The sequence below is a fragment of the Candidatus Baltobacteraceae bacterium genome (assembly GCA_035502855.1).
Taxonomy (GTDB): domain Bacteria; phylum Vulcanimicrobiota; class Vulcanimicrobiia; order Vulcanimicrobiales; family Vulcanimicrobiaceae; genus Aquilonibacter.
On record DATJTX010000016.1, the window covers coordinates 232,052 to 254,530 of the forward strand.

The 22,479-nt window shown below is 59.0% G+C and carries 24 protein-coding genes; 16 read left to right on the plus strand and 8 right to left on the minus strand.

Annotated elements, in window-relative coordinates; all coding sequences use genetic code 11:
- The first annotated feature begins 125 nt into the window (after positions 1-125).
- From nrdR to hemQ, 4 genes are read left to right on the plus strand one after another with little or no spacing between them, the layout of a single operon-like run.
- Entirely contained in the window at positions 126-575 is a 450-nt protein-coding gene (gene nrdR / locus VMF11_04345; protein ID HTU69531.1) for a transcriptional regulator NrdR, read from the plus strand.
- A gap of 8 nt (positions 576-583) precedes the next feature.
- Positions 584-1,042: a dUTP diphosphatase gene (gene dut / locus VMF11_04350; protein ID HTU69532.1), complete on the plus strand. Its 459-nt coding sequence runs from the start codon at positions 584-586 to the stop codon at positions 1,040-1,042.
- Positions 1,039-2,016, plus strand: coding sequence for a ketopantoate reductase C-terminal domain-containing protein (locus tag VMF11_04355; protein ID HTU69533.1), 978 nt, complete (start codon positions 1,039-1,041; stop codon positions 2,014-2,016). Before dut ends, VMF11_04355 begins: the two co-directional genes overlap by 4 nt.
- Before the next feature lie 9 nt (positions 2,017-2,025).
- On the plus strand, positions 2,026-2,874 hold the full coding sequence (gene hemQ, locus VMF11_04360; protein HTU69534.1) for a hydrogen peroxide-dependent heme synthase: 849 nt from the start codon (positions 2,026-2,028) through the stop codon (positions 2,872-2,874).
- Positions 2,875-2,890: 16 nt separating this feature from the next.
- On the opposite strand, the gene VMF11_04365 is transcribed toward hemQ, so the two are convergent.
- Positions 2,891-3,247 carry a cyclic nucleotide-binding domain-containing protein gene (locus VMF11_04365; protein ID HTU69535.1) on the minus strand — a complete coding sequence of 119 codons (357 nt, stop codon included), beginning with the start codon at positions 3,245-3,247 and terminating at the stop codon, positions 2,891-2,893.
- 33 nt (positions 3,248-3,280) lie between these two features.
- On the opposite strand from VMF11_04365, the gene VMF11_04370 reads away from it, so the two are divergent.
- Genes VMF11_04370 through VMF11_04380 form a run of 3 tightly spaced genes read left to right on the plus strand, consistent with a single transcriptional unit; the run spans position 3,281 to position 6,918 of the window.
- Positions 3,281-4,513, plus strand: a complete 1,233-nt coding sequence (locus tag VMF11_04370; GenBank protein ID HTU69536.1) for an MFS transporter — start codon at positions 3,281-3,283, stop codon at positions 4,511-4,513.
- A gap of 50 nt (positions 4,514-4,563) precedes the next feature.
- Positions 4,564-4,797 (plus strand): hypothetical protein, encoded by a 234-nt coding sequence (locus VMF11_04375; protein HTU69537.1) that lies wholly within the window; start codon positions 4,564-4,566, stop codon positions 4,795-4,797.
- 48 nt (positions 4,798-4,845) lie between these two features.
- Positions 4,846-6,918 carry a hypothetical protein gene (locus VMF11_04380; protein HTU69538.1) on the plus strand — a complete coding sequence of 691 codons (2,073 nt, stop codon included), beginning with the start codon at positions 4,846-4,848 and terminating at the stop codon, positions 6,916-6,918.
- Here VMF11_04380 and VMF11_04385 read toward each other — a convergent pair whose 3' ends face one another.
- Together VMF11_04385 and VMF11_04390 are read right to left on the minus strand one after the other, a co-directional pair.
- The gene (locus VMF11_04385) at positions 6,919-7,299 is read right to left on the minus strand and encodes a hypothetical protein (protein HTU69539.1); all 381 of its coding nucleotides are present in this window, start codon (positions 7,297-7,299) and stop codon (positions 6,919-6,921) included.
- Between the two features lie 571 nt (positions 7,300-7,870).
- A complete protein-coding gene (locus tag VMF11_04390) occupies positions 7,871-8,563 on the minus strand; it encodes an ATP-binding protein (protein ID HTU69540.1) in 693 nt (230 codons plus the stop codon).
- A gap of 225 nt (positions 8,564-8,788) precedes the next feature.
- Here VMF11_04390 and VMF11_04395 point away from each other — a divergent pair, with 225 nt between their 5' ends.
- On the plus strand, positions 8,789-9,007 hold the full coding sequence (locus VMF11_04395; protein HTU69541.1) for a hypothetical protein: 219 nt from the start codon (positions 8,789-8,791) through the stop codon (positions 9,005-9,007).
- A gap of 72 nt (positions 9,008-9,079) precedes the next feature.
- Here VMF11_04395 and VMF11_04400 read toward each other — a convergent pair whose 3' ends face one another.
- A complete protein-coding gene (locus VMF11_04400; GenBank protein HTU69542.1) occupies positions 9,080-9,640 on the minus strand; it encodes a hypothetical protein in 561 nt (186 codons plus the stop codon).
- 225 nt (positions 9,641-9,865) lie between these two features.
- Here VMF11_04400 and VMF11_04405 point away from each other — a divergent pair, with 225 nt between their 5' ends.
- The 3 genes from VMF11_04405 to VMF11_04415 all read left to right on the plus strand — a co-directional run bounded on the left by VMF11_04405 (position 9,866) and on the right by VMF11_04415 (position 14,250).
- Complete coding sequence (locus VMF11_04405) at positions 9,866-11,899, plus strand: DEAD/DEAH box helicase family protein (GenBank protein ID HTU69543.1); 2,034 nt, start codon at positions 9,866-9,868, stop codon at positions 11,897-11,899.
- A gap of 307 nt (positions 11,900-12,206) precedes the next feature.
- Entirely contained in the window at positions 12,207-13,061 is an 855-nt protein-coding gene (locus tag VMF11_04410; GenBank protein HTU69544.1) for a hypothetical protein, read from the plus strand.
- Between the two features lie 583 nt (positions 13,062-13,644).
- On the plus strand, positions 13,645-14,250 hold the full coding sequence (locus VMF11_04415) for a hypothetical protein (GenBank protein ID HTU69545.1): 606 nt from the start codon (positions 13,645-13,647) through the stop codon (positions 14,248-14,250).
- On the opposite strand, the gene VMF11_04420 is transcribed toward VMF11_04415, so the two are convergent.
- Positions 14,247-15,128, minus strand: a complete 882-nt coding sequence (locus tag VMF11_04420) for a hypothetical protein (protein HTU69546.1) — start codon at positions 15,126-15,128, stop codon at positions 14,247-14,249. The two genes, VMF11_04415 and VMF11_04420, sit on opposite strands and share 4 nt — an antisense overlap.
- Before the next feature lie 41 nt (positions 15,129-15,169).
- Entirely contained in the window at positions 15,170-15,457 is a 288-nt protein-coding gene (locus VMF11_04425) for a hypothetical protein (GenBank protein HTU69547.1), read from the minus strand.
- 354 nt (positions 15,458-15,811) lie between these two features.
- Here VMF11_04425 and VMF11_04430 point away from each other — a divergent pair, with 354 nt between their 5' ends.
- Positions 15,812-16,312 (plus strand): hypothetical protein, encoded by a 501-nt coding sequence (locus VMF11_04430; GenBank protein ID HTU69548.1) that lies wholly within the window; start codon positions 15,812-15,814, stop codon positions 16,310-16,312.
- Positions 16,309-16,878 carry an RES family NAD+ phosphorylase gene (locus VMF11_04435; protein ID HTU69549.1) on the plus strand — a complete coding sequence of 190 codons (570 nt, stop codon included), beginning with the start codon at positions 16,309-16,311 and terminating at the stop codon, positions 16,876-16,878. Before VMF11_04430 ends, VMF11_04435 begins: the two co-directional genes overlap by 4 nt.
- A 59-nt stretch (positions 16,879-16,937) precedes the next feature.
- Here the strand turns inward: VMF11_04435 and VMF11_04440 are convergent, their stop codons facing one another.
- Positions 16,938-17,435 carry a hypothetical protein gene (locus VMF11_04440; GenBank protein HTU69550.1) on the minus strand — a complete coding sequence of 166 codons (498 nt, stop codon included), beginning with the start codon at positions 17,433-17,435 and terminating at the stop codon, positions 16,938-16,940.
- Between the two features lie 4 nt (positions 17,436-17,439).
- Positions 17,440-18,138 carry a hypothetical protein gene (locus VMF11_04445; GenBank protein ID HTU69551.1) on the minus strand — a complete coding sequence of 233 codons (699 nt, stop codon included), beginning with the start codon at positions 18,136-18,138 and terminating at the stop codon, positions 17,440-17,442.
- A gap of 764 nt (positions 18,139-18,902) precedes the next feature.
- Between VMF11_04445 and VMF11_04450 the strand changes: the two genes are divergently transcribed.
- The 3 genes from VMF11_04450 to VMF11_04460 are packed head-to-tail and all read left to right on the plus strand — an operon-like array spanning position 18,903 to position 22,200.
- Complete coding sequence (locus tag VMF11_04450; GenBank protein ID HTU69552.1) at positions 18,903-19,478, plus strand: TnsA endonuclease N-terminal domain-containing protein; 576 nt, start codon at positions 18,903-18,905, stop codon at positions 19,476-19,478.
- Positions 19,462-21,324 carry a Mu transposase C-terminal domain-containing protein gene (locus VMF11_04455; protein HTU69553.1) on the plus strand — a complete coding sequence of 621 codons (1,863 nt, stop codon included), beginning with the start codon at positions 19,462-19,464 and terminating at the stop codon, positions 21,322-21,324. Before VMF11_04450 ends, VMF11_04455 begins: the two co-directional genes overlap by 17 nt.
- Positions 21,325-21,327: 3 nt before the next feature.
- Positions 21,328-22,200, plus strand: coding sequence for a TniB family NTP-binding protein (locus VMF11_04460; protein HTU69554.1), 873 nt, complete (start codon positions 21,328-21,330; stop codon positions 22,198-22,200).
- Positions 22,201-22,479: the final 279 nt, after the last annotated feature.

A 22,479-nucleotide genomic window follows, 5' to 3' on the forward strand; every position in this document is an offset into this window, starting at 1 on the left:
GGGAATGGTCGATTCTGTTCCATCCCTCCCTAATTTTTCGCAAGTATATAATAACCGGCCTTTTTGCGTTTACTAGGGGTAGTACCGTATAATACAGACACCCACTACATATAGGTGACGATCTGATTTGCCCGACCTGTCGCAAGAGCGAGACGCGTGTCGTCGACTCACGCGACGACGAAACCGTGGTTCGGCGACGGCGCGAGTGCTTGGACCCGCGCTGCAAGCATCGTTTTACCACCTACGAGCGCATGGAAGCGCCGCGTCTCTTCGTGGTCAAGAAGGACGGCCGGCGCGAACAGTACAGCCGCGAGAAAATACTGAGCGGTCTGCGCAAGGCGTGCGAGAAGCGGCCGATCTCCGAGAGCCAGATGGAAGCGGTCGCAGCCGATCTCGAGCGCGATCTGTTCGCACGCGGCGAGAGCGAGGTCAGCTCGACGATGGTCGGCGAGAAGCTGATGGAGGCACTGCGGGCGCTCGATCCGGTCGCCTACATCCGCTTCGCCAGCGTCTATCGTTCGTTTCGGGACATCGAGAGTTTCCGGGAAGAGTTATCGCAACTGCTTTCTAAATGACCCCACCTATGGATACGCTCGTGCGGGTTGCGCTGAAACGGCTTCCCGAAGCGGATGGTTTGCCGCTCCCCGCGTACATGAGCGAGCACGCGGCAGGCGCGGATTTATGTGCCGCGGTCGATTGCGATCTCACGCTCGAACCCGGCGCGCGCGCACTCGTTCCCACCGGCCTCTCGATCGCGCTTCCCTTCGGATTCGAAGCCCAGATTCGGCCGCGCAGCGGCCTCGCGCTCAAAGACGGCGTGACCTGCTTGAATACGCCGGGAACGATCGACGCTGATTATCGCGGGCCGATCGGCGTGATACTCGCGAACCTCGGCTCGGTGCCGGTAACGATTCGCCGCGGCGACCGCATCGCGCAGCTGGTCGTCGCGCCGGTTTCGCGCGCGCAGTTTCAGCTCGTCGACGAATTACCCGAAAGCGCGCGCGGCGCCGGCGGGTTCGGCAGCACCGGTGTGACTCCATGAAGGTCTACATCGTCGGGCGCGGCGCGGTCGGAACGTTCTTGGGCGACCAGCTGATCTCGATCGGCGTCGAGGTCGCGTATGCGCCGCGTCCGCTCGAAGCGGTGACGCCCTACGATGCCGACGTGGCGATCGTCGCGACGAAATCGTACGATACCGACGGCGCGATCGAAACGCTGCGCAAGGCGATCGCGTATCCGGAGAAGTGCGTCTTCGTCTCGCCGCAAAACGGCGTGGGAAACGAAGAGAAGCTGGTGCAGGCATTCGGCGCGAAGAACGTGGTCGCCGCCGCTCTCACGGTTCCGGTCGATCGCGACCGGGACGGTCGCGCCAACGCGACTCACGACGGCGGCCTCGCATTTGCTCCGGTGGGAGAGAGCGCCTACAACTGGCTCGTCGCGACCTTTGCGAGCAGCGGTTTGCGCGTGTGTGTGATCGAGGATTGGCGCGCCCTGAAATGGAGCAAACTCGCGCTCAACGTCGTCGCCAACGCGAGCTGCGCGATTCTGAATGTGCTGCCGGCGCGCATGGTGCACTATGAAAAGATCTTCACGCTCGAGATTCGCATGATCCGGGAAGTGCGCGCGGTGATGTCGGCGATGAGGATCGCGGCGGTCGATCTCCCGCGCTATCCGGTGCGCGCGCTGCTCGCCTCGGCAAATCTCCCGAGCCCCGTTGCCCGCACGCTCATGCAGCGGCGGATCGCGCGCGGGCGCGGCACCAAGCCGCCCTCGCTCCTGCTCGATCTTCGGGCCGGCAGACCGAATACCGAGGTCGACGTTCTCAACGGGGCGGTGGCGGCGGGCGGCCACGCCCACGGAATTCCGACGCCGGTCAACAGCGTCTACACCCGCGTCCTCGACGACATCGCGCACATGCCGCAGCTGTGGGCGAAGTACCGCGAGCGCCCCGAGGCGCTCGTGGCCGAGGTCGAGGCGGAGATGCGGCGCGTCAAAGCCCTGCGGCGGGGAGCATAGCAAAAAACGATGCGAGATCCGAACGTACCCGAATCGCTCGAGGGCTGGTGGATCCTCCACCGCATGTTCGCGTTCGACCGCCGTTCGTGGGATGGTTTGCCCGAGAAGCGCCGGGCAAAATATGCTTCGCATGCGAGCGATCTCTTCGAACATCTGCAGTCCGGGAAAGACGGCGACGTGGGACTGGCGCAGATCATCGGACACAAGGGCGATCTGATGCTGACGCACTACGCGCGCACGTACGACGGACTGGCGTACGCCCAGACGCTGGTCGACAAGCTCGAGGCGCGCGAATATCTCCAGCCGCTCGGCTCGTACGTTTCGGTGCTCGAGCTCGGAATGTACGATGCGACCGGAAAGATTCACGCCGAATTGCAATCGCGCGGGCTCAACCCGCAGTCGCCGGAATGGATCGCCGCCTTCGACGAACTGGTGCGCAAGCAGGCCGAGAGTCCGTACGTCGGGCCGCGGCTGTGGGCGAAGATTCCGCGGCGCCGTTACGCCTGTTTCTATCCGATGAACAAGAAGCGAGAGGGCATGGACAACTGGTTCATGCTCTCGTTCGCGGAACGTGCGAAACTGATGACCGAGCACGGGAAAGTCGGGCGAAGCTATCACGGCGTGGTGACGCAGGTGATCTCGGGTTCGGTCGGCTTCGACGATTTCGAGTGGGGCGTCGATCTCTACGCCGACGATCCGCTGGTCTTCAAGAAGCTGATCTACGAGATGCGGTTCGACGAGGCGAGCGCGCGTTACGGTGAGTTCGGCGCGTTTTGGAGCGGCGTGCAATTTTCATCGGGTGAGCTGCGCGTTTTCCTCGACGGCGACGCCGTGCCCGCTCTCGATCCGTCCGCCTAAGCAGACGCGTCCACGCTCAGAGCCGCGCGTCGAATGCGCGCAGCCGCTCCGTCATGACCTTCATGACCTCGATCGCAAAGTACGGATTCTTGCAGATCAGATCGAGAAAGCGCTTGCGATCGATCACGGCAGCTTTTACCTCGGTAAGGGCGGTGACGTCGGCGCTTCGTTCGTGATGATCGACGAGCGTCATCTCTCCGAAGATCCCTCCGGGATGAACGTGCTCGAGGACTTTTCCGCGCAGGCTGATCTCGACCTCGCCGCTGATGACGACGTACATCGTCTCGCCGGTCTCACCGGCTGAAAAGAAGCGGTGGCCAGCTGGGAACTCGGCCACGTCCGGATCCCGGGTGAAAACGGAAAGATCGGGCATGAAAACCTCCGCTGATGGCGCAAATCAAAGCAAGTGCTAGCGAGTCTTCGCCGTCACCGCAATTATCGGCTCTATTTCGCGGGTCAATTTGTTTCCCAGATCGGAACCTGGCTGCAAACTGCGGCGCAGGCGTGGCTGATTCTCCAGCTCACACATTCAGCCGAAGCGGTCGGCGTGCTCGGCTTCTTTTTCTACGGACCCTACGCCGTCTTCGGGCTGATCGGCGGTGCTCTCGCCGACCGCCACGACCGGCGCGTGACCCTTCTCGTCGGTCAGGTGGCAATGGCGATCTGCGCGCTGCTCTTGGCGCTGGCGGTGTTTTTCCACTTCGCCACGGTATGGTTCATCGATTCGGTCGCGCTGGTGCGCGGCACGATCCTGGTTTTCAACAACCCTAGCCGGCAAGCACTGATGGTGCAGCTGGTCGGACGCTCGGAACTCGGCAACGCGATCGCGCTGAATTCGAGTTTGAACAACGCGACGCGCATCATCGGTCCGGCGTTGGCCGGCGTGCTGATCGAGAGCACGGGCCTAGGCATGTGTTTTCTCCTCAACGCGATCAGCTTCGTTCCCGTGATTTGGGCGATCGCGGCGATGCGCGTCGGCGAGTTTCATCCGCAGGCCGACGTGCGGCGCAGCGGCGCGCTGCTCGATTCGATCCGGATCGGCCTGCGCTACGCGCGGCACACCAAAACGGTCGCAATCGTGCTCGCGATGATGTTCGCCGTCTCGTTCTTGGCGATCAATTTCAACGTGCTCCTGCCGGTACTCGCGCAACAGACGATGCACGGCGGACCCCAAACCTACGGCTGGATCGCGGCGGTCTTCGGACTGGGCGCGTTGATCGGCGCGCTCATTGCGGCGTCGCGCGCGCGCGCGTCGCGCGCGCGCCTGCTGGTGGCCTGCGCGGCTTTCGGGGCCGGGCAGTGCATCCTCGCTGCGCAGCATACGTTCTTGGCGGTGTCGCTGGCGCTGCTGGTGACCGGCATCGCCTACACGATGTATACGGCCACCACGAACGCGTTCGTCCAGTTGGCAACGCCGGGTTTCTTGCAAGGCCGCGTCGGCGGCCTCTACAATTACGTCTTTCTCGCCAGCGGCCCGATCGGCTCGCTGCTCGCTGGGTGGTTGTGCGAGCGCGGCGGCACCGCGCTCGCTTTTGCGGTCGGCGGCACGGCGACGTTGATCATGACCGTGGCCGGCGTGGTTTCGGCGCCATGGCCGATGCCGACCGGTACCGTCCGCCCCCGCCGCTCCGCCGGGTGAAGCGCTTGGTTGGTGATTAAGCCTGGGAAGCGCAGGGAAAACTTTTGCGCATGAGCGATCGAGGACCGGTTATCGTACACGACGACGGCGGCAGCAACGCGGCGGCATTCGGGATCGTGGTGATCCTGGCGGTTGCCATATTGATCGGCCTCTTTGCCTGGCATCCCTGGTCGATAACCTCGACCACGCGGCAAACCACGGTCACGCAACCCAATAGTCAAGGCGGCAACCAAAACTCGTCCACGACGACGACCACCACGAACACGAACGACGGGCATCCCTAGCTCGCGTCTTGAGCGAGGGACCCTGCGCGGGAGGTTGAAAGCCCGCGCATGGTCCGCTGCGTCGCCTTCGCCCTAGCGGGTATTTTGACGTTCGCCGCCGCAGGCTGCGGCGGCTCTGGCGGCGGTACGCCGCTTCCGCCTACGGGCGGCAGCACGCCGAACAAACGAACCGGCAACGTTACCTTCAAAATCGTCATTCCGAACGCGGCGCCCGCCGGAAGCGTGAAGCGCCGCGCCTTCGTCTCGCCGAGTGCTAACGGAGCGCTGGTGACGACCTATGCGCATTCCGATACCAACCATACGACGCCGCTCGGTACGGCGGCGACCGACATCTCGGCATCGAGCAGCGCCTGCACCGCGACGGCGGGCGGACGGACGTGCACGATCGCGGTGACGGCGCCCGCCGGCGATGACGATTTCGTCTTCATCCTCTACGACGCGGCGCCGGTGAACGGCACGATCCCTTCGAGCGCGCACGAACTCGGCATTGCAGGCGTCACCCAATCGATTAGCGGCGGAACCACGAACTCGGTGAACGCGCCGATCGAAGCGATCGTCGCGGGTTTCGGCGGAAGCACGCAGAGCATCGATGAACCCGGCGACGGACGCACGCATGCGGTCTCGATGGTGATTGCGCCGACCGATTTCGGCGACAATCCGATCACCGCCGGCACGTCAAATGCGCCGTACGCGAATCCGATCACCGCAACCGTCGGCGAGTCCGGCGGCAGCGGCAGCGGACACACGCAGTTGGAACTCGACGGCGGCACGCCTTCGGCGACGGTGACGCTGACCAAAGCGACCGATACGGTGCAAGCGGTGTATGACGGCGGCGGCGGTGCGGGGTATTCGGCCTCGGTGACGCTGAGCGCGGCTGCGGTGAACGGTCAAGGCGGCGCAACGCAAGAGAATCTGACGATCGCGCCGACGCTCTTCGTGAGCAATCCGACGGTGTTCTATTCGCCCGCGCCCGCGCAGCTCAATACCTATCCCGAAGGACAGCACGTGCTCGCGATCTCCGAACCAAACGCGGCGGCAGGTACGACCTACATCGCGACGCCGGACGGTTGCAACAGTGTCTTGAGCGCCGGCACGATCGTCGGCACCGGCACGAGCGCGACCATGCTCGTCGTCGGCGGTACGCAAATCTCGAACGGCGGCTGCAGCCTCGCAATCAGCGACGGAACGCTGACGTTCACGTTGACCGTCACGAATACGCTGCGCCCCGCACCGGCGGCCTCGCCGGCGGTCACCGAGTATTCGATCGGCTCGACGACGGGGCCGTGGGGAATCGCCACTGGCGCCGACGGCAACCTATGGTTTACGGAAAACGACGGCATTGCTGTCAGCTCGATCAAACCGGACGGCACGGATTATACGAGCCACTCGCTGAGCGCCGACGGTTTTCACTCACCCGTCGGCGCGACGCTCGGCCCCGACGGCAACGTGTGGTTCGGAGACTACTCGCACCGCCTCGCCGGCAAGGTGACGACGTCGGCCGCGATTACGACCTATTCCACGACGAACGGCGGGACGCTCGCGTTCGCAGCCGGTTTGGACGGGAATACCTGGTTCAGCGAAAATGCCGGCGAGGTCGTCGGCAGCATCAATGCGACAAGTGGTGCGTTGACCGAGGTGCCGGTTCCCGACACCGGCATCCCGTACGGCGTCGCGCTCGGGCCCGACGGTGCGGTGTGGTTCGACGACTCCCTCAACTCCGTCATCGGGCGCATCTCCGGCGGCATGGTGTCGGAGTTTCCACCGACCACGACCGAACCGCCGGTGTACATGACTGCGGGTTCGGACGGCGCAATGTGGTTTACCGAGGGGGATATGATCGGCCGCATGACCACGAGCGGAAGTCTCACCGAATACGGCCCATTGAGTTCGATCGGGACCGGCGCACCGCACCTAGCCTACATTACGCCCGGTCCCGACGGCGCGCTCTGGTTCGCCGACTGCGGCAACGACGCGGTCGGGCGCATCACGACCGCGGGAACCATTACCGAGTACGTCGTGCCGAATCCAAGCGGGGATCCGCTCGGCATCACCGTCGGACCCGACGGCAATATCTGGTTCACCGAGAACGAGAGCGGCAGCATCGGCGTGTTGCAGCTGTAGTTAGGTGACGACCCCGCCGGTGATCGTGACCGTCACCGTGAGCGTCACAAGATCCCCGTAGGCGTCGGTAAATGTAATCGTCGCCGTGCCGGCCGCGATCGCGGTGATGGTAAAGCTCGTTCCCGAGGCAGGCGTGACGGTTGCGACGCTCGCGGCGCTCGATTGCGCGCTGAACGTGCCGCCGTATCCGGTCTCGCTGACCGTGACGACCGCGGTTTGGTTCGCCGCGTCGAGTGAGAGCGCGTTACCGGTCGTGCCGCCGGGCAGCGTGATGACCGGCGTCGTGCCGTAGTTCGGCGGAACCACGTAGCCTGGCGTGCACGCACCCAGAGCTGCCGCGACGGCAAAACTGACCCCGGCGAGAAAGAACGAACGTTGCATGCGAGCGAATTCGTCCTTCACACGACGGTTACCTGATCGAGCACAACCGGATCGCCGACGAGCTCGATCGCGACGATGCGATCGCAGGCGTGGAGTTGCCCCGCTTTCGCGGAGGATTGCGATTTGGACATCAGGCGGCGTTGACCCTCACCCGGTTTGGTAGACCGGCGCGATCCGTGGAAAATCGGCTTCGGTTCGCATTTTCGCCAGTCGCCGCAAACTCTTTTGGCGTTCTGTTAGCCAGCATTGGGTGCGGTCGAAATTCATTATACTCCCGGCGCCAATGCAATACCGAGCGCCACGAATAGATTTCCCCCGTCTAACGCTCTAGTCCATCGGACCTCGATCAGCGTCTCGGCTCCATTTACGAGTGCTACATCCACGCCGTTGAATTTGCAGACGGCAGCACTTGGTAGGGACCTTCGCCAGTTTAATGCCCGTCTGCACGAGCGCGCGTGTGAATCGCTAGCAAAGGACTCGAGCGCGAGTACCGCTGGGACCCGGAGCACCAGCGTTGGGTTAGCGTGGCCGTCTCGAACGCATGTAGCGCCACCTGAGGAGATCGGCTGAGTCAGGCGGCCCGCCCGTCTAGCCTTTCTAAGCTGCGATATTGGATCGCCTCGGCGATGTGCTCGGCGCGGATATCCGTGCAGTGGCCGAGATCGGCGATCGTGCGCGCGACGCGCGCGATGCGATCGAGCGCGCGCGCCGAGAACTGTCGCTTCGCGCTGGCTTTGGCGAGCACGCGCATCGCGGCGTCGTCGAGCGGGCAGTACGTGCGCATCATGCTGGGCAGGATCTCGGCGTTGGCGCCGATCGGCGTGCCGGCGAAACGCCCGCGGGCAATCGCCCGCGCCGCAACCACGCGTTCGCGAATCACCGCCGAGCGTTCGGCGCCGTCGCGGCGCACCATGTCGTCGAAGGGTACGCGTGCGATCTCGATCTGCAAGTCGATGCGATCCAGCAACGGTCCCGAAAGCTTGCTCACGTATTTGGCGACGCTCGCGTCATCGCAGCGGCATTCGGCACCACGCAATCCGCGATACCCGCACGGACACGGATTCATCGAGGCAACCAACTGAAAGCGCGCGGGATAGGTGAACGTGCCGGCCGCGCGTGCGATCGTCACCGTTCCCTCTTCGAGCGGCTGACGCATCACCTCGATTGCGCCGCGACCGAACTCGGGTAGTTCGTCGAGAAAGAGCACGCCATGATGCGCGAGCGAGATTTCCCCGGGTTTGGCGAGCGGTCCGCCTGTAGGCACCAGTTACTACTGAGAAACCCCGAGCGCCACGACTCAACTTAGTGTGAGAACCGGCGCAGTTAGCGATGAGAAAATCCTACGAAGCCAAAAATGGTGGGGCCCTTCGTTTGCCATTGATCTCCGCGAATTGTCCGCTTTCCGCGTCGCCAGTTTCAAGGCGCGGGCTCGAATCGAATCGCGCTACGTCGCTAAGCCTGTTAGACTGAGGCGATGAAGATGGTGAACATGCACGAGGCGAAGAGTCACCTATCGGGGTTGGTCCGGGAGTTGCGGGAAGGCAGCGAGCGCGAGATCATCATCTGCGTCGCTGGCCGAGCTGTGGCGAAGCTGGTACCGGTAACTGGCGCTCCGCCGCGCCAACTGGGCATCGATCGGGGCTTGATAACAATCGCTCCCGACTTCGAAGATGTCAACGTGGAGATAACGGCGCTCTTTGAAAAATAGCGAGTCAGAGGACGTTCGAGGCTGGCGATGTGCATTGGCGCGTCTGTGATCGTAAGTCCGCTTCGATGATTGTCACCGTTCGTCGGAGCGCGCGAAATCAGCCCACGGGGGCGCGATCACAACGCCAAATTGGCGTTCGTACAGCGTGACGATTCCGATTTGGTCGCAACGTTCGCACTCAAAGCTGTGCAGACGTAGGCAGCGCTCGCAGCGCGGAAGGAGCGTGACAGTGACGCGCTCATCGGCGCCAATGTGCACGCGTAGATTGAGGACGAAGACGTCGTCCCAGTCGATCCTTTGGCCGCCAAGAACGAGCGATTTGCTCACGCGAGCGAAATTAAACGACTTAAGACGCGGATCGACCGTGACTAGACCTCCGCCTTCCTTACAGCGCATCGCCTGGCATTCTCCAGACGTGGAGACGCGCGCGATGTCGCGCATCACGCGGCGGAAGTCCCGCCGATTCCGTGACAAGACGATCGCGTTATGCCTGCGGCCATGCTCCTCGACCTTGATGTCGCTGGCCCCACGGGACAGGCCGACCTCGCGATACGTAAGGACGGGGTAGCCGCGGATCGATCTTCCCAGGCCGAGCGAGTCCTCGTCGGGCAAGAAGGCGACCGTCTGTTTCATCTGGTCTCCTCCAGCGCCTGTCCCGAAGACGGGGCTCGACGCCGTTTAGCGACTATAGTAGCGCGGGCGCGCCCGCGCGAAAGCAAGGCAGGCGGGCATTGGAACTCTTTTTTCCTAGGAGAGCGACGTTGCCCCAAGCGTTCGAGGCCGGCAAGCCGCGAGCTCACCCCCGTGCGCAAGCGGGTCTTCTCTCGGATTTTATCATGTGTTATCATTTGACAGCATATGATAAATAGCCAAGGTTGGCTCTCGATCGAGGAGGCCGCCGCACATCTTCGGATGGGGAAGACGGTTCTGTATACGCTCGCTCGAGAGGGCCGGGTTCCCGCAAACCGGGTCGGCCGAAAGTGGATGTTCGAGAAGGAGCAACTCGATGCATGGGCGCGTTCGAATCAGCCCGTTGAGTCTTTTTTTGCCGCGGCCGACTTCAACGTAGAGGGAAATGAATCGTTGCGCGAGCCGCAGCGAGAGGCTTACCTTCGCACCGCCGAATTTTTTCGCGCCGGCCGTAATCGGGCGATACTGCAGATTCCGGTTGGATGCGGGAAGACCGGCATCTCTTCGCTGTTGCCGTTGGGGCTGGCCCAGGGGCGAGTGTTGGTAATCGCGCCGAATCTCACGATCAAAACGGTTTTGCTGGAAGCGATGGACATCACCAACCGTCAAAAATGCTTCTGGCGCAAGGCTGGCGTACTAACCGGCGCGCAAATGGTGGCTGGTCCGTTCGTATGTACGCTTGACAGCGGAAACGTGTCCGTAGCGACCAAGTCTCATATCGTCGTCAGCAATATTCAGCAGCTGGCCACGAACGTTGACAAGTGGTTGAACCAGTTTCCCGATGGGTTCTTCGACATGATCATCGTTGACGAAGCCCATCACAGTGCTGCAGAGAGTTGGAAAAAAGTACTTGAGAGATTCCCTGCGGCTAAGGTCATTCATCTTACTGCGACACCCTTCCGGAGTGATCGTCGGGAGATAGATGGAGAACTCGTCTATCGATACTCGTTTCGAAGCGCTACGCTAAAGGGCTATATCAAACGCCTAAAGGCGAGTTATGTCGCTCCGTCGGAGATCGAACTCAGCTTCAGCGATTCGCGCGGGCGTAAGTATTCACTCGATGAGGTGCTGCAGCTCAAGGAAGAGGATTGGTTCAGCAAAGGAGTTGCTCTTGCACCGCTTTGCAATCAGCACATCGTGGATTCAAGCCTGGAGAGGCTGGAGGAACTGCGGCAGACCGGGACACGGCATCAGCTCATTGCGGTGGCCTGCTCGATAAACCATGCACGAGACCTGCGCTCCATGTACGAAGAGCGCGGCTATACTGCGGACATCATTCATAGCAAGCAAGATTACGATGAGCAACAGCGCGTCCTCGCCTCGCTCAAGAATGGCACACTAGATTGCATAGTACAGGTGCAGATGCTGGGAGAGGGTTTTGATCATCCTCATCTGAGTGTTGCGGCGATCTTCCGTCCTTTCCGGTCTCTTTCTCCCTACGTACAGTTCGTGGGCCGGATCATGCGCGTGATCGTGCAGAACAATCCGACGCACCCAGATAATGTCGGACATATCGTTACGCACCTGGGTATGAACCTTGATCGGCGTTTGAGTGAGTTCAAGCAGTTTGAGCGCGACGATGAGGCTTTTTGGGCGAAACTCATAGAAGGCGCTGATCCTGAGGTCCCCATTTCAGTGCGCGAGGGGGATGCGCGATTGTCCGCGGATGAGAGCCCCATCGTTGTACGTGGCGAAATTGTCGAAGGGCTCTGGGAGGAAGACTTCGCTCCGCTTGAGGACCAGGAAATTGTCGCGGAGCTGCGGGAGCGTTTGGAGTTACTTGGGCTTGACCCGAGTGAAGCCGAAGAACTCGTAAAGAAGTCAAAGCCCGGTGGTAAGCAAAAGCGGCCGCCTTCGTCAGGCTTTCCCGTCTTGCCGCAACGCGCTCTCGAACAAGCTCGCAAGCGTTTGTATGAACAAGGAGCTCGTCTCGCTAAGATTGTCCTAAACCACGTCGAGCTTGATATTGCTGGTCGTGAACTTCCGTATCAATACACAGCCTTGGGGATAAGTGGTCGAAACAATCTTGTTGCGGCGATCGCGATGGTGAATAAAGAGATCAACAAGCGCCTCGGTAAAGACCGCTCCCTGTGTTCTTTAGAGGAAATTGACGCGGTTCTTGGCCAGGTCAATGATGTAGTGCAGACCATAGCGCGCCGCGTCAGAAAAGCGAAAACCGAATATGAAAACCGCAAAGCCTAAGGGACGCGTCCCATCGCTAATTGGCGCCAGTCTTGGCGCACCGACGGTCTATGAAGTACAGAGGGTGTGCGAGTGCAGACGCTGCAATGTTTCAATGCCAAACGGCACCAAGTGCTTTCTAATTCCTCAGCTTGGAGGCGCATTCTCCAATAAACGTCGGTATTGCTGCACCTGCTTCGAGAGCATCTTGCAAAAGACTCAAGCTGATCTTGACTCACTTGTCGGAGAACTCAAGCGAGTCACTCAAGCGTAGCTTCGCCTTGCAAAGCGCCGCTGGAGATCCGGCGCGAGATTGGACCGAGAGGAAATGGAATACTTCACCGAGCGGGAGCACGGTTTGCGGCCCCGGACAATTGATTCAAGCACCTCGGAAGCAGATGTAGGTCTCCGCGCGATTATTGACACGTTCGTCGGACGCAACTTCTTCGCTGAATACTACCCTGTCACGTGCCCAGACGGCCGGGGCGTCGTAGGCACAGATGTCGGTCTCCTAGAGCGGGATGCAAACGGTCGCAACATCCGCTGGACTGACGCACCGAGCGAAAGTCAGGATCAGTTATTCGACCTAATCGAATTCAGCTTCTCCCGGTTAAGCAAACCGAGAGAACGAGACTATCACGACTATTTTGGACACTCACACCTCATATTTGACAGGTCGGAAGGCCAGCGCGAGTTGCGCGATGCAGTGAACGAAGTCTTTCGTCGCCATGGCCTCGCCTTTGAGCTTAACGGGAGTGGGCGCGTCACGCGACTTTTTCCCGCCGAACAGGCTGCTGTACTTAATATGCCGTTTAGCACCGGCGATGCGTCGCTGGATGACCTTCTGGCGGCGGCGCGTACGAAATTCATTGATCCTCGTCCTGAAGTGCGAAAGGAGGCTCTTGAAAAGCTTTGGGATGCTTGGGAACGTCTAAAGACGTTAGAGGATCCGGATAAGAAGGTGTCCGTATCCGCGTTGGTCGCCCGAACGTCTTCACAAGCGTCGTTTCGCGAACTGATGGAGGAGGAAGCAAAGACTCTGACCCAGATCGGGAACTCGTTCATGATACGTCATAGCGAAATCGGAAGGACGCCGATCGATACATCGCTAGAGATTGACTATCTCTTTTTGCGCTGCCACGGAACAATAATGACGCTGTTGCGCGCCTCCGGTCGAGCTTAGCGATACAGCGCGAGCTAAGGACGCTGCCGCGGCTCACGCCTAGAGGCATTGCCTGATCCGCTTCGCTTGCTCCAAGCTTTCCGGCGATGAAGGTAAACAGTTTAAGGGCGGTTCGCGCTTCCTTTGTCTTTCGGCGGTTTCTCGCCATCAGTTCCCTCCCGTGGCAGGAAGCGTGGAACCACAGATTAGCCGCGAGTCGCGAGGGGACAGCCGCCTAGACTCACAGCAAGATCTAGGAAAGGAAAGTCCCGCAGCGGCCCTAGGCCGGGTACTGTCCACTATATGCGTGATTTCGAAAAATATCTGATCGTCCTTTGGCCAGTCTTGCATTCCGACGAGTCGACAACGATCGGTGACATCGGCGACGGTTCATGGGAACACCGTCGGCCGATTCTAAAGCGGGCCCTCATTCGGTGGAATTAGATTAGGCGGCGCGGTGGAGCATTCAACAGTCGAGACATAAATAGCAGACTTCAACCGAAGCACACTCCTGGTCGTTGTGATTGACAGCAGCCTCTTCGCTCCGCGTTAGGTGCAAAGTGGTTGCCGCCGCTGCGCCACGAGTATAGAATGGGCCATGGCGATGGAAACGCGCGAGAAGAACAAAAAGGCAACCGCGAGAAAAGCGCTGGCGGATAAAGGCGGACGAAAGCTCGCCGGCGATAGGAGTGTGCCGCTGCCTGTCGATGCGCCCGTAAAGCCCATTACGAGCCACAAACCAATGAAACCCGTGCGGTTGTCGGTACAAGCGCTTGCGAAAGCGGATACGCGAGCTTTCCGTGCCCAAGCTTCGCGCGAACTGCTAATTATCAGGAATGCGTTTCAGCTATCCTCCCCGGAACTTGGATCCATATTCGGCGTCACGCGTCAAGCGATCGATAAGTGGTTCGAAGGTACTGTTCCTAATAACCGGGTGGCCGACGTCAGTCGTGTTGCTCAGGTCGCCGAAGAACTCGCTCTACTCTTCAAGAAACAGTCTCTACCCGCGATCGTTCGCGGTCCGATGCGCGGGCTCGGTAATCGCAGCGTTCTCGACGTGCTCCGAACCGAGGGGCCGGCACCTATGTACGAGTTCTTCCGAATGATGCGTGAACTCATTCCCGGAGCACGGCCCGTCAGCGCGCAAGCCCAGCCTAAACGGTCACAACTACCAAGCGCGCTGTCAGGGACTAAAAAACGACGTCCTTAAAGGCTCGGCGCTATTACTGTCCGCAGTATCCATCGCTTTCTGACGTCACCGCGTTCGCCGGAAAAATCGCGCTCAAGCTTCGCTGCCTCTCGTAAGCATAGCGTCGGGTCATATATGAAGATAAGTAGCACATCGCAATCTGCGTCGCGCGAATAGACTTCGATCTTCTTATAGATACTTGGCTCGACTTTGGTGTCCCAGTGATTTCGATCCCTCACAAACTTGACTTCTAAAAAGACCTTTTCGCCTCGGAGCGCAAAGTCAACCCTGCCCGCTCGATCACCGAGCTTTGGAGTCCACTCTTCGTCGCTCAGCACCGGATAACGCATGATGAGATATGAACGCAGCAGATCCTGAAGGTCAAACTCGTCCTCCATCGGCATCGTGTCCGTGCGGTGGTCGTGACGATGCTCCGGTTGTAGCTCACGAAGTGCCCTGGGAACCGCTCGCAGAAGCTCTTCGATCTCGTTTGCGACGATCGTTGGGCTCGATGATGAAGGTGCAGCATTGTAGGTGGGCGCCGTCGTCGTGGCGCCGGGCGCAGGGGCCTGCGCGTCTAGTGCCCCGTCGTGCCACGTCAACCCGTCTCGCTTGAGCGCGTTGATAAGCGGAATACTCGCCTGCGCGCTGCGCACGGCGATCACATCTAAGAGCTGAGCTAGCGCACGACGCAGCCGTCTTTGAACAGACTCGTCAGCTAAATCGAGTGAGTTTATGTAACTGTTAAAGACTGGCTTTCGTGAAGTAGCCTCTGACTCTAGCGTGTGCGGGAACCCGGCCCCTTCGAAAGCGTTTTGGATGTCTCGAATCACGAGATGTGTGCTTGATGCGTCGCGGAAAAGCGCGAGCGTTCCTAAGCCGATATTGCCGCTAGACATGTCTTAACGCAGAGGGACCAGCGCTTTGATCATTGCGCAGCCTACTTAAAGCCTTTCAGCGTTGAGACCACTTCATCAATGGTAGTCACGACGTTTTCACAATAAGCCTCGCCCAGGCGCATACTATCGAGCTGCTCCTCTCGCCCCTCGCGGCGACCCGGAACGTCCCATTTTTCAATCGATCGATGATAAAAGCGAGCCATATCGTCGAAATTCACCCGCGCGTGAGTTAGATCGTCGATTAGCTCAGTGTCGTAGCGACGGTTACGCAATGCATTGCCTACCCAGCTGTGATAGAACGTCGGGAGACGGCTTACATCAATTGGCACGGAGCACTCCTCCTAAAACTACAGAAGGCCGCCAAATTGCGTGCCTCTTGCGTTGCTGCCGCGGCGGAACTAGCGCGGCAATTTGTCTCGGTCGTAGCCGCGCACGTCGAACCTTGCGAGAAGCCAAGCCTGCAGTCTCGCACGCTCCCGCGTTGTTAGCTTCTCCGTTATCAGCCTTTTGACGGCCTCCACGGCCTGGGAGTCACTATTCTTGGCCACAGTCGGCGGGTTCGGCAAGCGAGCCCGAACGCCTGTTCGTATTTTTGGCGTCAAAAAGTCGCTCAAGTAGGACGGAAAGTGGCGCTCACCGTAGGCACCTGGTAGGCTCCTACAATGTGGTGGTAGGATAGGAGAATGGACGAGAAAAAGGGGGGCGGGCGAACTCCCCGCTTTCGATTACTCGAGCGGCTACTCTATCCTCATGAATTTATCGCGGGCGTCCTTCGTAAGGCCGGACTTTTTAGCGTTCACGCGCTAGGCACACAGTACATTTCCCTTCCCGACGACGCGCCGGTCGGGCCAAGCGTACTCGAGAACGATAATGGCGCCCTCGACGCTATCAAGACGATCTTCGGACTTTCCGAAGCAGAACTCGCGGATCTCTTCCCGGTCCGCCGAGAATCGATCGCCGGCTGGCGCAAGACCGGCATTCCGTCCGCACGGCGAGCGAGCGTTGCGCGCATAGTCGACCTCGCGCTGCTGCTTCACCGTATCATCAAGCCGGAGCGCATACCGGAAATCGTACGCACGAACGATGACTGGCTGCCGGATCGCACCATCCTGGATACAATCAAACGTCACGGACCAGATGCGGTGAACGGGTATCTAATTCGGCTCTTTTCCTACGCCCAGTGAAGACGATCACGCGCGCGGGCACCTATTACCGCGTCATTGGTCCCGCGTGGTCATCTGCACTTAACACCGGTTTCTCAAAATTACATGGCGGGCGCTGGAATCCACGATCAGCGTTTGGCGCGCTCTATCTTAATGCAACGATCGCCGTTGCTGCGGCTAATGCGCGACACCAACATGCAGGTCGCGCCATTCAACTCTTCGACTTACGGCCGAGCGCGCGGCCCCGCCTCGTTGACGTGGATGTGACAAATGCCAATGTGCTTGACGCCGTAACCGACGACGGCTTGCGCGCCATTGGTCTAGCAGCAAATTATCCGTACGGCGTTCCACATAATCAATGCCAACCGATTGGAGCCAGCGCATACGCCGCAGGAATCGATGGTGTCGCGTGTCGATCAGCCGCGGAGTGCACACCAACCACATGTGTTGGCGAGGAACTCGCCTTGTTTGATACATTCGTTGATGGAGCCACTGTCGCAGGTGTGCCGGCGGACACCGTCGTCGTCACGGTCCTTGGCAAGCCGCGCGCATTCGATCAGTGGTACCCAGACCCGTTTCCGCCTTAGAGTTCGCCTAGAAGCGAATCTCTCGCATATGACACCCGGCGAGCATCGGGTTCGACCTCCTATTGTCGCAAACGACGGACAGCGCTAAGTATTGCTTGCTGCGTCTCGTCGGAGAAATCGTCCCTGAGCAACAACGCCGGTGCTCGATCCGAGAGCGATGTGTTCGATCCTTTGAACCAAGCCTGCACGACGTGCGGACCGCACGCTCCGGCGATCATCTTCGCGATTCGATAGGCAAAGCGCAGCTGCAACTCACGCTCGGGGTGCCGATCTTTCGCAATCCAACAGCGCACCGCGCGTTCGTCTTTCACGCCTCCAACGGAGCCGGTTACAACGATGCCGGCGATTTCAACGAGCCGCTTGACGATTATCTCGATCGGCAGCTGGTGGGCTTCACAATCGATCTCGGCGTCCGTCGCGGTGGGCGCTGGATTAAAAGTTTGCCCTTTTGCCATAAAGCGCTTTGAATCCAACTGGTTTACCCCCTTGGCGTGAATTTGCGGGCAGCCTGGCGACGAGAAATCCAAAGATGGAATGTGTTCAAAATCGTCGCGCAAACACTCAGGTGAACCAAAATGTGTCTTGCAAGATCGTCAAGAACCGATCCGCGAGCCTAATGTTACTGTCGCTAACGACGAGGAAGGTATGCGTCGGGAACCCACGATAGCGGCGGCTGAGTTCTGTGGCGTTATGCGGTAGTGCTTTCCACAGTTGCCATGCGGCGGCGAACTCGTCTCGAATGGCTGCATCTAGTATGCATGTCTCCCGCGCTCTAGCGACAACCAGAGAATCAGACGACAACGCGGCATCGGGCAAATCGATATCAGGCCACGTGTCGCCGGTGTACAGCGGGTTGCCTGTTGCGAGAGGAGCGTTGAGCGTCAATTCCTGCAAACGATCTAGGTAGAACGCATCCTTGTGGTCGACCATTCGCATGCACCACAGAACGCCAAGAACATCACCCGGATGCCCGCAGTAGACTATTCCCAGAAAGCCGCTCGAGTAGTTAGTACCCGCGCGTGCGCAAGCCTCGAAGAGATCCCAGGCGACACTTGCATCTGGTGGGCGCCGGTCTCTTCTGTACTCGCAGATCTGCGCTTGGGCGCGTTTGTTTCTTTCGCTAGCGTTTGGACCTTTGGTACGGTGAATCTCCGCAAAAGCTGTGGCGAGCTTGTAGAGGCCGCCGGCGCCAAGCACAGCAAGAACGTTCTCGATGAAATCAGCGACCACAGATCCGACGGCAGAGACATCGCTCTTCATGGCGCGACAATTCAACAATATTGCTGAACCACCATCGTCCGATTCTGGCGATTTCGCCAAGGTTTGCCCTACCGATGGATGGCCGTAGGCCGGTTGAAACCATCCATTGCGTCAGGGAGCAACCTCGCATATTGTAGTGAAGGCTGCGCCACAAGCATGAGGTAGCACGAGGCATGTCAGAGGCACGGGACACAATCACACTCGAGGAAGTCGCGGAGCGACTAGGTACTACTGTTCCCGTGGTTCGGCGAGCGGTAAGAGCCGGAAACCTCCCTGGCATGAAGTTGAGCGGGCGATGGTTCATACTGAAGCGGCCATTTGAGCGAATGATGAACCGAGATGCCGAGCCTGTTCCAACCTGACCTTGTCTTAAAAGTCCCGCAGAAGCGGGTCTTTTTTGTTACATCCACCATCAGGCCGCTATCGGGGAAAGGGATTGCGATCACGATATAAGGGAGTAAGCGTCAGTGGCGATCGGCCCCGCCGCGATCGATACGCAACAGATGCAAGAAAGCCATCGCGACTGACATCGCGAGGCTTTCGTTGAGGCCGAAACCGCGTTTTCACCGTCAAAGCAAAGGCGCGGAACTCGATAACCTGCCCTTAGGATATCACCTGAGGGCGCGGAGGGCAATGTCTTGCCGGAACGCCGCAGAGCTAAGAAAAGAGCCGCGAATCAAGACACTAGGACCGCGGCTATCAGAAAATTTGGCCCGAACCGTCGCAGCGTTACCGGGCACGTTCCCGCTCAGAAGAAACCAGGATTGGTCGCGTTTGAGTCAACGCTAGAACGCGACCTTATTATCCTCCTTGAATTTGATCCGCTCGTTTCCGGTATTGTGGAGCAGCCAACTCGCATTGAATTCGGCGATGGCTCTTACACACCCGATTTTCTGGTCACATATTTTCCCGAAGCAGGACGCCGGCAATCATACATTGAGGTCAAGTATCGGGACGACCTCGCGGAACAGTGGCCAGATCTTCATCCCCGTCTTAGGGCCGGCTGTCGCTACGCACGCTCGATCGACAGAACGTTCAAGATCCTCACTGAAGTCGAGATTCGCACGTTGCGGCTCGACAACATCACACAACTCTGGCCGTACCGGTCAAGCGCCGTGGAGCCCGAAGAAATCGCCTGCATCCGCGAAGCGTTGGAATTACTAGGGACAGCGTCGCCTGATCGTCTGCTAGAGTACTTAAGTCCCGATCTTGAACGCCGCGCGGTCCTGCTTTTCACGATTTGGCACATGCTGGCAAACGGCGTCATTGCGACTGACCTTGATGGCGTTCCACTCAGCAATTCATCTCCGGTGTGGCTCGCGGATGGCTCTCAACGTTAGCGCCGTTGGGGACGGCATACGCGACGCGCTCACCGGCCTTCGATCGCGTTTCGTAAAAGGTCAACCCGAAGCTCCTCCCGTCCGCGTCGATCCCGAGCCGGGCGAATCGCAGGGATTGCCCAACTTGGCTGTCAGTATACGTGCCGACAACGCAACATCACAGATGAGTGCGCTGCAGCTCGACTATATCCATCCGACGACGATTGACGCGAAACAACTTACGAAGGCGCACGAGCGGTTTAAGGCTATACAAGCCGCGATTGAGGCCGGTCGACCGTATCTTCCGAACCTTAGAGAAGCCGTGGCAACTTCCGGCCTTAGCGTCGCTACGCTTTACCGGCTTATCCAGCGATTTGAGGAGACCCGCGACGCCCGGTCGTTATGTGACAGGGGCGTTGGCCAACCACGGAAAGCTCGGCTCGATCCGCGTGTCATCGACGTTATTGCGGCCGCGTTTCATGGCAAATACCTCACCAACCAAAACCTCAAGATAAGTCGGATCTGTGAAGATGTCAGGGCCACATGTTGGCGTGACAACTTGCCGTTACCAAGCATGAACACTGTTAGAACTCATCTCAAGAGGCTGAGGCACCAACACGGCCTACGCGCCGTCGAGGTTGCGAGAGGGAACAGGAAAATCGCGCATACGCTTACCCCGCACCACGGCACCTTTAATCAACATTTCGGGCCGTGGTCGTTGGTTCAGATTGACCATACCAAGCTGGATATCATGGTCGTAGACGAGGAGACGCGAAAATGCGTCGGGCGCGCATTCATAACCATTGCATGTGACGTCTATAGCCGGATGATCCTGGGGTTCTACATCTCGCTGGATCCTGTTGGGGCACTCTCAACGGGATTGTGTTTGCTTCATGCGATGCTCCCGAAAGATGAGTGGCTCAAAGAGTGCGACGTGCCGACAATCTGGCCGTGCTGGGGGAAGCCGGCGGCGCTCCACTTTGATAATGGGAGAGAATTCCTGGGGAAGATGATTCATCGATTTTGCAAACTGCACGACGTCATAATCGATCATCGACCAGTAGGTTCTCCTCACTTTGGTGGGCACGTGGAGCGCATGATCCGCACGCTGAACGAAATGCTGCACACGCTTCCGGGTTCGTCGTTCTCAAACGTGCAGAAGCGTGGCGACTACAATTCAGAAGAAATGGCAGCGCTCACCGTCCGCGAGCTCAATGCCATTGTCACCGAGTGGATCACAGGTACCTATCACCAAAAACTCCATAGAACACTGGGCCGCACGCCTCTATCCGCGTACCAGAAGGCAATTCTCGGTAGTACAAACCTCCGCGGAGTGGGTCTGGCGCCTCGGCAATATGATGAGAATCGACTGCGGTTTGATCTTATGCCGGTCGTAGAACGCACGATTCAACCATATGGCGTTGCACTCGAGAATCTCGTGTACGTAGGAGAAGCTTTGGGTCCATACACTGGGGAAAAATGCCGCAGCGGAAAGGGGAAGCTCTTCACGTTCCTCCAGGACCCGCGCAGAATCAATGATCTTTATTTCGTTGCGCCTGATACAAACGAGATCTACGCTTTAAAACTGCGCGATCCGTTACGAGCGAATATGAGCTTATGGGAATGGAGGGCGTTTCACGCGCGAGCGATTAAGGAAGGGAAAGACGATTTTGACCAGCGCGCTGTCTTTGAATCACATGAACGGTTGGAGCAACGCCGCCGCGCCGGTGTTGAGGAAACCAAGAAGGCACGTCGGATCCGAACCAGACGGATGCATCACAAGCCGCTTGAGACGACGGTCGTAGAAGAAACGGAATTCGTGGATTGGCAGTCAGAAGTCGAGCCACTCGAAGATCGTTACAGTTGACCGTTGAGCGAAGATCTCAGTCACCTTGCCACGTCGACCGCAGAACAAGCGATGTGGTCAAACGATCTTCGCATTGATCTCGTGCGTATGGGATTCTGGATTTCGACCGCCCACACGCAACGCATACACGGGAAACTTGAGTATTTGGTGTCCCACCCGCAAAAGAGCTATATGCCCAACCTTATAGTTGTTGGTCACTCAGGCAGTGGCAAGACCAGACTCATTGAAGAATTCCTTTCATTGCATCCCGCGTCCGAAAACGCCGAGCAAGAACGTTCCAGGATTCCAGTCGTGTACTGCGAGGTGCCTGCGGATCCGGATCTAGGCGGGTTCTATAATCAGATCCTGGTTTCGATGGGCGCTGAGCCGTCGCGCGAACGAGTCGATGCGCGTCGAAGGCGAGTGGAGGATACGTTGGGGCTCGTTGAAGCGAAGCTACTAATATTCGACGAGTCTCAGCACGTCTTGAATGCCGGGCCTCATCTTCGACGGATTCTGGCTAGCTCTATCAAGAGCCTCAGCAATCAGGTTAAGATCTCGATCGTTCTTGTCGGAACAAGAGAAGCGCTAACGCTACTGCGCTTGGATCCACAGATTGATCGTCGATTTGAGCGTGACGAAATAGCACTTTGGACGTTGAATCAAGAGTGGCGACGACTGCTTGTCACCTTTGAACGTCGGTTACCGCTCCGAAAGGCGTCCCGATTAAGCGATCAAGACGTCGCCCGGACATTGCATCGTCGATCGAGCGGCACAATTGGTCGCTTGGCCCGGACGCTTAGCGAAGCCGCAGTAATGGCAATTGAGGATGGCACCGAGCGCATCACTCCCGAGATTTTGGACAGAGTCACGACGAGCGGTGAGGATGCCGAGTGAAACACCCTTCGTTAGGCGTAGGCTTCCGAGCTTTGTTGCCGGGGCACACCGCCCCTCGGGAGCAAGAGCTTTTCTCTTCCTGGATTGTCCGTCTGGCCGCTCAGAATCACCTTAAGTTGCACGTCTTTTCGAACATGCTATGGCCCGGGGCGGCAGTGTGGAATCGTGACATTGATAACTCCGCCTCGAGCGAACTTCAGGAAGCTGTCGCCGCGCGCACCGGAGTCGCCGCCGATCGTGTGTGGGAGACGACGCTAAAGTCGTACGAAGGAATAGTGT